This window comes from Microcoleus sp. Aus8_D2 (assembly GCF_036702665.1).
GTDB lineage: Bacteria > Cyanobacteriota > Cyanobacteriia > Cyanobacteriales > Microcoleaceae > Microcoleus.
Map to the genome: position 1 here is coordinate 18,670 of NZ_JAUBUN010000029.1, position 16,183 is coordinate 34,852.

Sequence of the window (16,183 nt, forward strand, 5' to 3'; positions counted from 1 at the left end):
GATTTGGGATTTGGGATTGTTAATGTCAACTTAAGAGTAAAACCTTTGAGCAATCTTATGAGAAATCTCGTTTTTACACCAAGTTTAGATCCCCCTCGCATCCCCCGATCGAAGGGGGACTTTAAGAGCAATTTCGGTTCCTCCTTTTTCAGAAGGGGGAATTTGAGAGCAATTCCGGTTCCCCCCTTAAAAAGGGGGGCTAGGGGGGATCTGAATCTCATGATTAAACAATAGTCTGTGACTGCGTATAAAACATGAATCTGACGGTTATTCGATCGCAGGTAACGGCAATGTAAAGAAAAATGTGCTGCCTTCACCGAAGATACTTTCAACCCAGATTTTTCCACCGTGCCGCTCAATAATACTGCGACAGATGGGCAATCCTAACCCGGTTCCTCCTTTTTCGCGGGAGTCCGAGGCATCGACTTGCTGAAATCGCCCAAAAACCAGTTCTAGCTTGTCGGCTGGAATGCCCCGCCCGCGATCGCAAACTTGGAACAGCACGCAGTCTGTCTGGTTTGTAGCACTCAGATGAATTGCGGCACCCGCAGGCGAGAATTTAATAGCATTACTCAGTAAATTTGTCAAGGTTTGGAGGATGGCATCTGCTGCGGCCCAGATTTCTGCATCGGTGGGTGCAACGATCAATGAGATCTGGTGTTGAGTGGCGATCGCCTGGATGCCATCTACTGTTTGCTGCATCAAATCTGCGGCCTTGCAAACGGTTTTGTCCAGAAATGCCCGCCCGGACTCCAGCCGTTCTAAATCTAAAATATCATTAACCAGGTTGACCAAACGATTGGTATCAAGTAGGGCGATTTCGATCATGCGTCGGGACTTTTCGGGTTTTTTATCGTAAATCCCAGTTTTTAATAGTCCCAGTGACATTTGAATTCCTGTCAAAGGCGTCCGCAGTTCGTGGCTGACAATGCCGATGAATTCATCTTTAATTTGTTCAATTCTGTTGCGTTCGGTGATATCTTCTCCAATGCTGATACTGCCGATGATGGTTCCATCTGAATCTTGCAGTGTTGTATTGTTCCAAGCAATGCATCGTTCCTCACCGGATTTCGTCAGGATAATATTTCGATAATAGGGATGAGCATTGTGAGTCAACAGTTCCAAAAAATCGATTTCAGTTGATTGTTTCTTGGAGCTAGGTAAGAAGTTTTCAAACCAGTTATTGCCTAAAACTTCTTCGTTAGTATAGCCTGTGAGACAGACAAAAAATGGATTGACGTAGTTGATATTTCCCGACCAATCGAGTCCGACTACAATTAACTGCACGTTATCCAAAAGCGATCGCCAACGGCGTTCAGCTTCTCGGATGACGGCGGTGGCTTGCTGGCGTTCTTGCAATTCGATCTCAAGTTGGGTGTAGAGTTGAGATTGCTGAATGGCGATCGCCAATTGGCTGCTAATCTGTTCGAGTAATTCGATTTCCCAAGATGGCCAATTACGAGGTGCTGTATTTTGGTAGATGATTAACAATCCCCAAAGGAGTTCTCCCGCAAATATCGGGACGGCCATATATGCTTTGGCTTGAAATTGTTGTAAGAGTTGGACGTGACAGGGATGCAGGCCAGCTTCGTCAATATCTGCGATCGCAAAGGTTTCATGATTGCGGAAGCGCCCCCCTTGAGTTTCTTGGAGGTAGACATCTTCACAAGCTTTTTGCATATTGCATCCTACCAATTTCACCCACTGCGGATCGACTGACTCAACTACAAAATCTCCACTCCAATCGGGAGTGAAACGATAAATAGCAGCGCGATCGACTTGTAATGTTTGCTTGACTTCAGTGACAGCAGTATTCAAAATCGCATTGAGATCTAAAGATTGACGAATCGCTTGAGTAATAGTCCAGAGCAAATTTTCCTGTCGGGATTTCTGTAGCAATGCTGCTTGGGCTTGTTTGCGATCGGTGATATCTTGTTGAACTGCAACTAGCACATCGCCGTATTCGGGATGCTGAAATACAGAGCAAGTTGCACTGCACCAAAATGGAGTACCATCTTTTTTAACATTATGGATTTCATAGCTGAATTCACCACCTTGTAAAACGACAGATCGAATGGCTTGATATACATCTTCAGGATTTAGCGCTTCGCTGGCATAGTTGAGAATCGAAACGTCTTTACCGTTGAGTTCATTGAAGTCATAGCCAAACATCTGCTCAAATTTAGGATTAGCATAAACAATGATTGCATTATCGGCTCTCACCAAGCAAACGCCCTCCGCCATGTTGCGGGTAATCACGGCCTGAAGCTCTAGCATTTGTTCTGCCTGTTTGAGTTTGGTTAGATCCCGCAGACTAACGATAACCCCTAAAATATTTTCGCCTGCATCGCGGAAAGGCGTATAGGTAACGCTCAAAAATTGCCGGACTAAATTGGGAGAATCAAACCACTTTTCATATTGAATTGTTTCTCCAGTCAAGCAGAGATCTAAGCGAGATTTGATGAAGTTATCGAACAATTCCTGACCCAAGATATTTCTGGATGAATTTCCGACAACTTCGCTTTCCGATTTATTGCACCAAGACAGATAACCTGGATTAGCGATCAGATAAATATAGTTGCGATTCACCAGCGCAATCCCATCTTTGGTATTGGATACAATGCGCTCGTATTTTCGGAGGCTTTCTTCGGCACGTTTGCGATCGCTGATATCGAGCATCACGCCGAGCGATCGCACGGGTTGTCCGGATTTGTCATAAATGGTTTTGCCGCGCCCCATTAGCCAATGAACGGAGCCATCGGGATGCACAACTCGATATTCTGATTCGTAATCGAGGCGAGATTGGAGAGCATCGCTAAACTGTCTTTCAACTCGATCTCTGTCTTCAGGATGCAATCCATCTCGCCAGAGTTCATAGCTGGGTTCCAGGCGATCGGGAACTAACCCGAGTAAAGTGAAGTGATTGTCATTCCAAACGAGCTTTCCCGCGAGCAAGTCTAAATCCCAAAAGCCGATGTGTGTCAAGTCTAGAGCTAATCGGCGTTGTTCTTCGCTCTCTCGCAGGGCTAATTCAGCTTTTTCTCGCTCTCTTTCGATTTGCTTGCGATCGCTGATATCGAATAAGCTTGAGCGAGTCATCAAAAAGTTGCCGGCTGCATCTTTGATGGCGGTAGCATTCAGGTTAAACCAACGGCTGGAGCCGTCTTTATGAAACATCTCAAATTCCAGATTCTCGACCCATCCTTGTTGTTTAAACTTGGGAAAGTTCTCGTAAAAAACTTGTTTTCCATCAGGTGAGAGCAGATCCAAAAACTTAATTTTATAGAGGATTTCATCGCGGGTATAGCCCAACCACTTTAGTTCTGTATCGTTAATCCGCACCATTGTCCCTTCTGCGTCTAGGGAGTGATAGCCGCAGGGAGCATTATTGTAGAGGTCTTCTACTTCATGGATATATTGCTGCAAGACTAATTCGGCTTCTTTTCGCTGGGTAACATCATTGTTAATTTCTAGGATCTTAATTGGTCTACCCGCATCATCTTTTTGGATAACCCAACGGCTAGATACAGTAATCGGGCGATCGTCCCGAGTGTAATGAATTAGTTCTGTTTCCCAGTAACCTGTTTCAAACAGTTCTGCTTTAATTTCTGCCAAGGGCTGAGGAAATTGGGTTTTTAAGAAAATGTGCGATTCTTGCCCTAATGCTTCGGCTTTTGTCCAGCCATACATAGCCTCGGCTCCCTGATTCCAAAAGGTGATGGCGGAGTTTAAATCCCAGGTGATAATACTATCGTGGGCGAGATCTAGCAGTTGTGCTTGTTCTTGTACCAGTTGATAGGCGTGTTCTTTTTCTGCTAAGGTAACTAACAGGCGATCGTTGACTGCGGTGAGTTCGACAGTTCGTTCTGCTACCCGTTGTTCGAGTTGGGTATTGAGTTGTTGGAGGGCAATTTGTGCTTGTTTGCGCTCGGTAATATCTTCAGCGAAAATAATGATCCCGCCCACAGCGCCATTGCTGCGATACCAGGGGTGAATTTCCCACCGCAACCATTGCACAGAGCCATCAGAGTGTACAAACACATCTTCATCGCATTTTTCAATGAAACCTGCTAAACCGCGCTGGTGGAAGTGCTTCCACTCGTCGGGAAGATCGGGAAAAAGCTCGTAGTGCGATCGCCCAATTATCGATTCTATGTCCTCGAGCCGATATTCATCAACCCATCGCTGGCTGGCGGCCAGGTAGCGCAGGTCGCGATCGAACATCACAATACTGGCGGGAGCATATTTGATGAACAATTGCAGTTTTTCTTGAGTCTCTTGTAACGCTTGTTCTGCTTGTTTGCGAGCGGTAATATCTTCAGTGAAAAGAATGATACCACCAACATCACCATTACTGCTGTACCAGGGGTGAATTTCCCACCGCAACCATTGCTGCAAGCCATCTAAACTTACAAACCGATCTTCGTCGCATTTTTCAATGAAACCTGCCAAACTGCGCTGATGGACGTGCTTCCACTCGTCGGGAATATTCGGAAAAACCTCGTAGTGCGATCGCCCAATTATCGATTCTATGTCCTCGAGCTGATAGTCATCAACCCATCGCTGGCTGGCGGCCAGGTAGCGCAGGTCGCGATCGAACATGACAATACTGGCGGGAGCATATTTGATGAACAATTGCAGTTTTTCTTGAGTCTCCTGTAAGGCTAGTTCTGCTTGTTTGCGATCGGTAATATCTTCAGTGAAGACCACGAGCCCACCAACATCGCTATTGCTGCGATACCAAGGGTGAACTTCCCACCGGTACCATTCCCCAGAGCCATCAGAGTGTACAAACACATCTTCATCGCATTTTTCAACGAAACCTGCTAAACCTCGCTGGTGGCTCTGTTTCAACGCCTCTGGAAGATCGGGAAACAGCTCGTAGTGCGATCGCCCAATTATCGATTCTATGTCGTTGAGCCGATATTCATCAACCCATCGCTGGCTGGCGGCCAGGTAGTGCATTTCGCGATCGAACATCACAATACTGGCGGGAGCATATTTGACGAACAATTGCAGTTTTTCTTGAGTCTCTTGTAAGGCTAGTTCTGCTTGTTGGCGCTCTTTGAGTTCCGTTTGTAGTTGCTCAAATAAATCAGCTTGTTGGAGAGCAATACTAACTTGTGCAGACAACTGCCGCAGCAATTCTATTTCTGAAACTTGCCACTCGCGCGGCCCTGCACAGTGATGAACAACCAACAAACCCCAAAGATTTTCTGCTTGGAGAATCGGCACAACTAGATTTGCTCTAACTTGGAAACCTGCCAACATTTCCAGATGACATGGGGCGATTTCGGCAGTGTAGATATCTGATTTAGCAGTGACTAAGCCTTGCTTAAATGGATCGATATACTCTTTGGCAATACAAGGATCGTAGGTACGGTTGCCTGAGATAGCCTTCCAGGCTGGATTTACAGACTCTACTACAACTGTTCCGCTGTAGTCGGAATCGATTTTGAACATCAGGGCGCGATCGCATTGCAGAAATTGTCGCACTTCCTCCACAGTAGTTTGGAGTATGTCTTGTAAGTTCAGCGATTGGCGGATGCGCTGAGTTATTTCCATTAACAGCCGTTGTTGCTCAAATTGCTGGTGCAGCAAAATTTCTGTTTGCTTGCGATCGTCAATATTCATAATTGTGCCGGTCATTCGCAGGGCTTGACCGGTTTCGTCATAAAAGCCGTGTCCCCGTCCCTCCACCCAGTGAATGCTGCCATCTGGCCAAATTACGCGAAATTCATTCTGGTAGATACTCTGTGTTTGCAACGCTTGTTGTATTGCTTGATTTAAGCCTTGGCGATCGTCTGGATGGAGACGATCGTCAAAGGTTTCATATCTGCCATCAAAAGCATCAGGATTTAACCCAAATAACAGCGAATGTTCCGGCGACCATTTGATTTCTCCTGTTACTATATTCCAATCCCACATCCCCATCCGCGCCGCTGATAAAGCGATTCGCAGTTGTTCTGCTTTTTCTTTAATTAATTGCCGATTCAGCTGCTCTATTTTGATTTTACTTTGTTGAAGATTGCTGGTTATTGTATTAATTACTAAGCTCACAAACAAAAAAATACCTAGCCGCAATACATCTACTTGTAAGTCTATAAAAAATTGATAATATGGAGGAAGAAAGAAGTAATTTATTGCTAACGTTGAAAAAATAATGGCAACGACTCCCGATCGAAAGCCTCCGTACCAAGCACTGACAACGATCGCGATGTAGAAAAATGCGCCGATCGTGCGAGATAGAAACGGTTCTAGCCAGAGAGAGAGGATAATGGCGATCGCCGTCGAGCCAATAGCAACTATGTAGGGTAATACGATTTTCGATTTTCGATTTTCGATTTTTGATTTTCGATTGCGAATGACTGATGGCATAAGCGTTTTTTACAAAAGTGAGATGGTGAGATTTTCTCTCTCTAGGCTCTTGTCACAACCACTTTACTATGTTATTGGGCAACTTGGTTTGTTTTGGGCGATCGGCTACGGTGCGCTGCGCGATCGATTGCGCTCAATCCGGCTGAGTACCCGCGTCACCAATTCTGGCCCCAACACGGGTTTAGTGATGAAATCATCGGCTCCGGCGACAAAGGCTTGGCTCAGGGAGTCTGCATCGGTGTGAGCAGTCACAACTAAGATCGGTAAATCTGCCCACTGGCTATCCTGTCGCACTACTTGGCACAACTCCAGCCCGCTAACCTGTGGCATCTCGACATCGAATATGACTAAATTGGGCGAAGTTGTCAGCAGCATCTCCCAAAATCCTTGGGGTTCGGTTAAAGTTATTACTTCCAAACCCCAAGGTGTTAGCAATGCCGATAGGTGAGCTAACACCGCCGGATCGTCGTCAACAATTAAGACTTTGGCTTGCAGGGCTTCAGTTTTAGTTAAGATGCGGGATATGGCTTGAAAAATTTGGTCGGTGGTGGCAGGTTTGTGTAAAAATTGTTTGGCACCTAGGCGGGATACTGCTAGGCGATCGGCAAGACTGTCCCTTCCAGTAAATACAATTACAGGTAGGTTGGGCGATCGCTCTTTGAGCTCTCGCAGCAGCGTCAATCCATCTTCTTCTGTGTCTGGAAAGCTTAAATCTATTAAAATCAGATCGGGCATTGACATCGCCAAACGCGATCGGGCGGCAGCAACATTCGGAGCAATTTTGATCCGAAATCCCCGATCGTCGGATTCTGCTTTTAAGCACTCTGTCAAAGCAACATCATCGTCTACGACTAGCACCCGATGAGATGCAAAAGTAGGCGCTACAGAAGTTGTTGAGTTAGCTGCTGGCCTTGCTAATTCCTGCTCTAATCCTGTCACCAATGCCGAAAATTGAGTAATTTCTTCAGCAGTGAACGGGCGCAGCAGGTGACAGGAATTGACTTGGCTAATCGAGATTAGTAAATGCTCTGCCGATCGCGCCAATTTCGAGCCTTCAGGATAACCAAAAGATGCCATAGAACCTGCCAATTTATGTGCTTCATTCTTGGCAGCTTGATATAGTTCTATCTCTAATTTTTCTGCCAAGATAGCAGTTTGTGCGCTTGACAACACGGCAATTTGTTGCTTAAATACTCCCCGAAACCGTTCTAGAACTTTGTCGATCGCCGATGGATCTCCAGCGCGCGATTTCTGTTTGCGCGTGCTGTCGGTGTCAGAATTGTTTGAAAGGATCGGGGCAGCTTGGGGGCGCGGCTTGAGTCGGTAGCCCATACCATAAACTGTTTCGATAATTTCTGCGGTTAAGCCGCCTGCTTTCAGCTTTTTTCGGATATCCTTAATATGAGTGTTAATGGCGCGATCGGTTGGTGCGTCGTCAAATCCCCACAGGCGATCGAGAATGGCGCTGCGACTGAAGATGCGATCGGGATTTCGCAGAAATAATTCTAGTAGATTGTATTCTTTTGCTGTCAGTGAAATAACTTGTTCGTCACAGGTTACTCGCCCTGAATTCATGTCTAAACAAAGATTGCCCCAACTCAATGTAGTGGATGAGTCTTTAGCAAAACTTCCAGGAGAAACTGCTTTAGAGCGTCGCAATAATGTACGGATTCTTGCCAGCAATACTTCGGTGGCGTAGGGTTTGCTGATGTAATCATCCGCCCCGGCGTCGAATCCTGCTACCACATCGGCATCTGAATCCTTTGCTGTCAGTAGCAGGATCGGTTTGCGGTAGTTTTGCGATCGCAGTTGTCGGCACAGACTAATGCCATCTAGTTTTGGCACCTGCACGTCGAGCAAAATCAGGTCATACTCAATTAATGTTGCTAAGTCTAAGCCTGCTTGTCCGTCGATCGCCGTATCGATCGTGTAGTCATTTGCTTCCAACACCTTCGCTAGTGCCACACTCAGCAATCTATCATCATCTACTAGCAGAATTTTGATCGGAGACTTGTTCATTGTGGTTGTGGGGATGCAATTCTGATGCGCTCAACGCTAGTGCTGTAGGGCATAAGCCTTTCTTCTCATTCGATCGTTGGTTTTAATTTTAGAATATTCGGGCGATCGTCTTTGTTAGCGGGCGCCTTGACAAGTTATTCACGACTGAGCAGAATTAGTCATGGAATCGATTAATTTTTATCTCATACTATTAAAAAAATGCCTGTTTTTTTGGGGATAAAAGCTTGACTACAGCACTTTTTTCAAGTATATTTTAGATAATGGGAATATTTGCAAAATTTAAATCAATGTCACCACTCCCATTATCTAAAATATACCCCGAAAGTCTAGCAAAGTCAATAGGCAATACATCAATATTAAGGCGAATTTTTGAACAAAAAGCTCGATCGCACTAATGTACTTGAGCTACCATCGGCGGCAAGAAATGCAGCAGCGATTAACCAGGAAAAACGACGATAAATTAGATCGAGTCCGGTCGATCGCTCGTCAGATATCGGCCGGGGCGGGTTTACGAGATATCTCATTTTTATTACAGATCTTGGCGAACCCGCCCCTACAACAATTACGGTCGATCGATCGGATATGATATTACATAAAATTCGTACAATGCGAGCTTGAGTTTCATGTTGAAACAGAAACGACCAGCTTTAGCAAAAGCTGGTCTGCAAAAATAGTTAAATCCGTTGTTTTTCCCACAGTGTTTTTCTCACAGTGAGGAAACCCAAGTTGCACGTTTCTTTGCAGCGGGTTCTAAGAGACTTATCATCCCTCTTCAGGGGTATTTTCACAACAAAAATTAATTTTTTGTAATAAAACGTTACATCGGAGACAGATTTTTAGGTTTGTAGTGAGGACTTCAGTCCTTCTTGTTGCGGACTGATTTTTGGGTTTGTAGTGAGGACTTCAGTCCTTCTTGTTGCGGACTGAAGTCCTCACTACGAACCGGCTTGGTAGTGGGAAATGCGAATCCTTCATGAATGCGGACTGAAGTCCTCACTACGAACCTGGTTCGATATCATGCCGGGGCTTGCTGCGGTCTCCCCCAGACAATTCGCTCTTGCTTGTACACAACCATACCAGGCTTTGCACCCTTCGGCTTGTACACATATTTGGGTTCGGTATAAACCACCGGGACTTGTTCGCTGTGGCGGGCGCGACTGTAGTATGCAGTCATGTCAGCGGCAAATTGCAAATCGGTTTCTTCAGCAACTTTACCGGGTGTGAGACGCAATAAAGCGTGACTTCCGGGAATCTCTAGGGTGTGAAACCACAAATCGTAGTCGTTGGCGGTGCGAAAGGTGAGTTGGTCGTTTTGGCGGTTGTTGCGCCCGATTAAGAGTTCAAAGCCGCTGGGGGTTTGGTAGCGGTGAAATTCGATCGCAGCATTTTTGTCGGTACTGCGGTAATCTGGTACATCGAGATATTTTTGCTGGATCAGTTCTTCGCGGATTTCGGCGAGGGTTTGCAAATCTTGGGTGTTGCGGTAGGTTTCCAATACCGAAAGTGCGGCTTCGACTTGTTCTAAATAGTCGATTTCTTCTTGTACGGCGGCTAACAAAGGTTCTACTGCAATGCGAGCTCTTTTAAGTTTTTGGTGTTTTTTGTAGATTGCTTGAGCGTTTTGAACGGCGTTTTTTTCGACGTTTAGCGGAATTATCACTGGTTTTTCGGTTTCAAAGTCTGGGAGGGAAATCGATTTCATTCCCGGTTCCCAATGCTGCAAGTTTGCCATCAGCAAGTCGGCTTGGGATTTGTGGGTGTCTGCGCCTGCTGATTGCTGCAACCGTTCTTTAAATGTGTTGGCTTTGAGGCGCAGTTTTGCTAGGAGGTTGTTGAGTTTTTGGGTGAGTTGATGCCGCAGTTGCGCGAATAGTTGTTGGTTGATTTCGCCTGTATAGTAAGTGTTGAGTAATTCTTGAATAGAAGAGACGGAAGAAGGAAGTTCGGCAGCGGATTTTGTAACGGATGTAACGGATGGATGTGGCGGTAAAAAGGAAGAAGGAAGAGAGGAGTTAGATTCATTTGTCGGTTCGACCTGTTTTTCGTCGGGTTTTGGCCAGTCGATGACGCTGTAGCCTTCGGGGGTGAAACTTGGTTGAAATTTGGAGTTTTCTAGGCATTGCAGCCAGTACAACCAGCGCTGAAATAGTTGTTTCCATTCGTCGGGATTTAGGCTGTCGGTGGATTGTTCGGGGTCGAGATTTGCCGATCGAATCATGGACACTACTAAGACCTTACTTAACCCTCGGTAATTCTTCAGCAGATTGGTCTTGATTTGCCCGGGAACCAGGCTAATTCGTTCTTGCCAGCGATCGAGAGATTCGATCGCGCTTGGCACTGCATCGGTCAAAGACGGGGGTAATTCGTAGGGTTGTCCGGTTTGGATGGGGCGGACGCTGGACTGTTTGGCGCTGACTTGGTGGGCGCAGGTGACAACCAGATTGTCTTGGGCGGTGAGGATGACGTTGCTGTATTTACCCATGATTTCGGCGTAGAGATGCCAGAGGGCGGGTTCGCCCGGACGTTTGGCGAATTGCAAGTCGATGACTCTTTCCCAAGGGGACACGGGGGCGATGGAAACTAAGGCTAAACCGCTGAGTTGGTGCCGCAGTTGTTCGCTGAAGGTGAAGGTGTCGGGAATTCGGGGGGGAGAGTCGCCGACGCAGATGCGGGCGGCTGCTGGATGGGATGAAATGTCTATCCAGCCGCGCCCTTTCATGGTGCGGAGGGCCAGGGACACGGTGAATCGATCGCGCTGGTAGACTTGTTCTAAGCGCGCTGGCAGCCATTGGGCTCGCAGTTCGCTGCAAGCTGCGGTTAAAGTTGTAAAGTCTACTGGTTGCACGGTGGCCTCTTTGCGATCGATCGAGCTATCTATATCTATGCTGACAGATATTGGTCGTATTCGCTCAATTATATCAAAGTTTTGAAACTAGATTGAAAAAATGGCAAGCAGAGCTCTGCTATTACCACCCGCTCAATTCACATTAAACAAAGGTATGTATAGCCTCGATCGGAAAGATGAGGTATGTCTGGTAATGGGTAATTGATAATTGGGAAAAAGGTAATTGGGAAAAAGGTAATTGGGAAAAAGGTAATCGATAGTTCCGATAAGCTTTCTGAGGTTTATGGGAGTAAAGATGCTCTTCTTCTGTGTGTCTGTTATCCCTGGCCGTAGCAGAATTTGGCATCCCTCATCTTTATGATAACCGCTATATGTAAACTCTCGTAAAATATCCAAATACCCTAAGCGTGGCTGACCGATCGATGTTTACATACTGTTACATATTTTTTGCTCCCGCTTACCTACTTACCTCTTGCACAATGTGATAATAGTGTGATATAATTAGGAAATGAAACAGACTTTGACCAGAGGTTACAAACTGCAACCACAAGCCTTGAGCAAGTCGCCCAAATAGATGACTTACTAAATGCTTTGGCTTTAGCGTGTAACTATGCCACCAGGCAAATCAAACCTGGAACAACCAGTAAAACCACCATTCAAAGCTTTGTATATCAAAACTTGCGGAAAAAGAGTGGTTTAAGCGCTAATCAGGCAGTCAGAGTTTGTGCCAGAGTTGGATCTAACTCAGCTCGGACACCGTATTAGGAGGTCGAGAGCATATTCCTCGCGTGCTTGCCAACTATCAGAAAGGGAAGTTAAAAGGGCTAAAAGCTGCGTAAGCCGACTTCAACAAAAGACTTAAGCATTTGTGCTTAACGCATTAACGAAATTTAGCAAAGACTATTCTCTTTTGTAACTGGATAAATCAAGACGTTTTTCAGATGTTTTAGGTGAGTGAAATCTCTACGATCTGCACAGTTAAGCAAAGAGCTTAACTCCACAGAAAACGAATGAAACACCAAGGAGAAAAAATCATGGTTGAATCTTACTTCTCAGGGATGACTGCTCAACCTCGCTTGACTTTCCGCACCGTCAATCCAGGTGACATCGTTAAATCGAATCAGACGCTTGAGGAAAAATCGCAGCAAATTGCGGTAGATGCGCCTGATATTACAGGCGATCGAGTTGTAGTGCCGACTTACTTTGTGGTTGACTATCCCAATGGTGAAAAGAAGGCGCTACACCATGTTCGAGATGCTAAAGAAATTTCTGATGTGATTCGGCAAATGCGACTGCACGAAGAAGTGGACGATCCAAAATTTGGCACCCATGACCATCCAACTATGCTATCTGGTTTGTCGGTAACGCTGGGCTTGCTGATGCTGCTTGTCACCCTGTTGACAGGTGCGATCGTGATTGGCGTTTTTTAGTTTAAGCAGCATCAATCCCACGTTTGTATTGTACTCAATCCACGTGGGATGAATGCGATACGTTCTCCTTCTCTGTTGTTTGTAAGGGATGAATGCAGTCAGGATTGAACGGGAATCGAGCTGTCACGATGACTTTTTTGTAGGGCAGCTTTGCCATACGGAGCCAAGTTTCAAGCTCTAGACAGGGTGGGCTGATACTAGGTAGTTCCTGGAAGGATGGTGCAGTATATAGCGCAATCATTCTCTCAAACTCCTTTTCCTTGATGCGGCTAAAAAGGTTTGACAATTTATGTACGATGTCTAGAGGGTATTGTGAACTTCAAAAAAGACTGGATACCTAAGAGAGTTTGAGCGATCGCAACTCAAGATATTTGCCCTCACAGGGCTTCACAAAAATGCTTAATACCCTCTAGAAGATTCAACTTTTATTACAAGATTTTTGGATCGAGATACGGTTGTTTTTATACACCTCTAAAGTTCCAGACTTCGGGCTATCCAACGTGCCATCCCACACCCAATATTCATAATTGTCCTTCCGGAACTTATACACTTTCACACCTTCTGTCGCTTTGACAGTTCCTTTACCCAAATTTAAATTACCGTTGGAGCTGGTCGCGCGATAGAGCAGTTCGCGGGAAGTTTTATTCTGCCAAATATTGATGTTATAACCGCCTTGACATTTTGTACTGAGGATGAGATCGGCAGTAGAATCAGCAGAGGCTTTTAAGGAAAAATTAGCTAATACACAGATTGGCAAAGCCAGAAGTAACGCGGACTTTGCAAGTAGTTTTTTCATGGTTGTCCTTAGGGTGAGAGTTGTTACTCTTTTCCAAATTATACCGTATACCAACTCTGAGTTATTAATCCTGCTATAAATTACATGGTGCGTCGCTCGTTTAATCTCGATATACAGCGATGATTTTTCCTGGCGACTTATACCGTATCCCAAATCTGAGTTATTCATCCCAGTATAAATTACATGGTGCGTCGCTCGTTTAATTTCGAGCTACAGCGATGATTTTTCGTGGCGACACACCCTACGAGGGTGAAATCATAAAGGCGGTAAGTAGGGTGTGTCGCTATCAACAATACCTCAAAAATATCGACGATTTAAAAGCGACGCACCTTCCGATCGGGGTCATTGCAAACAAACAAAACATTTATTTTGTAGCAATTTTTTGTCAAATTGCAATAACAAAAGTGGTTTGTAGTGCGCCCGAAAGTCCGCTATACGGCTGCGGACTTTCGGGCGCACTACGAACGAACCTTAATTATTGGGGTCAATTAACCTATGTAGTTGACAAAAATCCCAGGAAATACACGCTTTTTCACTTACTAAAAAATGAGACATTTTCCTTGATAGAATCGCGGCTTGTATGCAGATGATTAGTCGGAAAATCCTGGTCGGAATAGCCAACCGCTAAACCGAGTAAACAATGCTGTCTAAAAAGGAGTTGTTCAGATATTTATTGAGAATCCTCTGAACAGGATGGAGCCACAAGAGTTTAACTTAGTTCAATGGTGTCGGTTTCTGTTCCCATCGCTGGTAAAGCTGTTGTCGTAACGAAAACCATGTGAGGACTGTGAAAGGTTTGCCGCGCTTCGGGTTTTTGGAGTGCCACCATTGTTTTTACGTGTTCGTCTTCGTCGTCGCGGATATTTACGAACACGTCGTATAGATTATCCACTTTGGGACGGCGAAATTCACGATTTGATGTCGTCTGAACTTCCTCAAACATATAGAGATCGCCATCGCGATCAAAGTTGATTGCGACTTCGGGTGCAGCTTGAGCTTTTAGTTCCTCTTCATTTTTCTTCAAGTATTCGTCATAGGTGTGGTAAGCATGACCTTCAATCAGTTCCATCAGGTAATAGGCGTACTGGGGAAATATCATGTAGAGCGGCACGACTACCCAGTAGTAAGCGACGGCCAGGTGTTGAGCGATGAAGCGATCCACAGGCGATCGCCCCCCAATTCTTCCATAATCAACAAATGATGTAATTCGTTCCAGGTTTCAGCTAAGTGAACTTTCAACAAGTCTGCTTTGCGCCAGTAACCCAAGGTTTCGTAAAGATGCAGCACCGATAGATAGGAAAAGTAGGGCACGCGGGCGATCGTTTCTAGCATATAAAACCTGTAGGAACGATTTCCGTAAACGACATCAATAATGAATCAGAAAAAACTGACAATCAATCGAATCAAAACTTTCATTATTCATTCCTCCACAAGGATTTTTTGAGTACCCAGACTTGTTTAATTACTCTGGGATTGTGGTTATTTGCGCCAGTAATTGTTAGCTGCGGCGAGCGTGGCAAACTCTGTCGCAACTGTCTGTCCAACAGCAATCAGCATCATGGCATCATTGCCATAAACTTCTCGCATTTGTAACCGTTTCGCGTCATCCTGCTGAGTCATTTTGATAATCAGACGCGCCATTTTTACGGCTAATTGCCGTCCCTCTTCCGGCGTTTCGGTTAACAGCGAATTATTTGGAATCAGCGTGATTTCAGGCGGTGGTGCTGCGGGTGAATCGCTGGAAACTGTGGTGCTATTGATATCCATATATCCTGTGATGTGTTGGTAGAGATTGGACTGTTCGTCTACTTTGATTCTGCAATAGGATTCCCATTGCTTGTATGAGCTAGCTCATATTTGAAATGATTTATCGATCGCGATCGGCTGTGAACCTCCTGTTAAAACCTGTGAGCTATCCACAGATCGGACGAAATGTACCCGGTAGTTGGTTGACGCTGTATTTTTCGATACAATCACTTTTTTTGATTCTAATATTGCTTAACAAATCTTGATTGAATCTTTCTATGTGAATACATTGATGAAATGACTGTACAGAAAGGATCGCTCTCGACTACCTATCTAAAGACATAGATCGGCAAATCCGCTCTAGCTTTTCACCGATTCCGCACGCTGTAAATGGATTGGATACAATCACCGATCACCTCAAACGTTGTCACGCTGTGAATGTTTCCATTCAAATACTGGAGCGTGCCAGGTTGTCCGTTGATTTCAACTAAGGATCGCGAATTAAATAATTTACACAAGTTTGTGGGGTGTCGGGCCCACCCTTTTTCAATGCAGATATGCTAATCCAACACGCTAATCCATCCACAATTAATGTGAGGATGGCCGTAACTTGGAAAAGCAAACCCCAGCCTATAAAGGAAACGTGAGAAACATGGTCGGGGCTCAGGACAATGTAATGATTGTAGATTCCAAACAGGATGGTGGCCGCCATTGAAATGAGCAATAGCCAGCTACCGATGCGATCGAACTGCGTCCAGAGTAAAACGGCGGCAATGATGGGAGCCAGCAGAATCACAATACCCACAAATACAGTTTGAAAGAGAGAAAGGGGAATTGGGATTTGCTGCTAAGCCATGCAGTCCATGGGCGATCGCATGAATAACTACTAGAGTTGTTCCATATTGAGCAATCTTCATCTTTACTTCTCCCTGATTAGAAATCTTTCTAAGCAATTCATGGCGTTAGCCC

Annotated in this window: 9 protein-coding genes; 1 reads left to right on the forward strand and 8 read right to left on the reverse strand. The window is 45.2% G+C overall.

Annotated features, from left to right (window positions below; genetic code table 11):
- Nucleotides 1–267 precede the first annotated feature (267 nt).
- From QUB64_RS21360 to QUB64_RS21370, 3 genes are all read right to left on the reverse strand, one after another.
- Nucleotides 268–6,378 (reverse strand): PAS domain S-box protein, encoded by a 6,111-nt coding sequence (locus QUB64_RS21360; RefSeq protein ID WP_333266643.1) that lies wholly within the window; start codon nt 6,376–6,378, stop codon nt 268–270.
- Nucleotides 6,379–6,483: 105 nt separating this feature from the next.
- Entirely contained in the window at nt 6,484–8,397 is a 1,914-nt protein-coding gene (locus QUB64_RS21365) for a response regulator (protein WP_333266645.1), read from the reverse strand.
- A gap of 1,015 nt (nt 8,398–9,412) precedes the next feature.
- Nucleotides 9,413–11,242, reverse strand: a complete 1,830-nt coding sequence (locus QUB64_RS21370; protein WP_333266647.1) for an Rqc2 family fibronectin-binding protein — start codon at nt 11,240–11,242, stop codon at nt 9,413–9,415.
- 1,034 nt (nt 11,243–12,276) lie between these two features.
- Here QUB64_RS21370 and QUB64_RS21375 point away from each other — a divergent pair.
- The gene (locus QUB64_RS21375) at nt 12,277–12,672 is read left to right on the forward strand and encodes a hypothetical protein (protein WP_333266649.1); all 396 of its coding nucleotides are present in this window, start codon (nt 12,277–12,279) and stop codon (nt 12,670–12,672) included.
- 418 nt (nt 12,673–13,090) lie between these two features.
- Here the strand turns inward: QUB64_RS21375 and QUB64_RS21380 are convergent, their stop codons facing one another.
- The 5 genes from QUB64_RS21380 to QUB64_RS21400 form a co-directional block, all read right to left on the reverse strand.
- Nucleotides 13,091–13,468: a hypothetical protein gene (locus QUB64_RS21380; RefSeq protein ID WP_333266651.1), complete on the reverse strand. Its 378-nt coding sequence runs from the start codon at nt 13,466–13,468 to the stop codon at nt 13,091–13,093.
- A gap of 709 nt (nt 13,469–14,177) precedes the next feature.
- Nucleotides 14,178–14,630 (reverse strand): alternative oxidase, encoded by a 453-nt coding sequence (locus QUB64_RS21385; RefSeq protein WP_333266653.1) that lies wholly within the window; start codon nt 14,628–14,630, stop codon nt 14,178–14,180.
- Nucleotides 14,582–14,800 carry an alternative oxidase gene (locus QUB64_RS21390; protein WP_333266655.1) on the reverse strand — a complete coding sequence of 73 codons (219 nt, stop codon included), beginning with the start codon at nt 14,798–14,800 and terminating at the stop codon, nt 14,582–14,584. The genes QUB64_RS21385 and QUB64_RS21390 overlap by 49 nt, the downstream gene beginning before the upstream one ends.
- A gap of 147 nt (nt 14,801–14,947) precedes the next feature.
- The gene (locus tag QUB64_RS21395) at nt 14,948–15,235 is read right to left on the reverse strand and encodes a hexameric tyrosine-coordinated heme protein (protein ID WP_333266657.1); all 288 of its coding nucleotides are present in this window, start codon (nt 15,233–15,235) and stop codon (nt 14,948–14,950) included.
- A 466-nt stretch (nt 15,236–15,701) separates the two neighbouring features.
- Nucleotides 15,702–16,019: a hypothetical protein gene (locus QUB64_RS21400; RefSeq protein ID WP_333266659.1), complete on the reverse strand. Its 318-nt coding sequence runs from the start codon at nt 16,017–16,019 to the stop codon at nt 15,702–15,704.
- Nucleotides 16,020–16,183 lie beyond the last annotated feature (164 nt).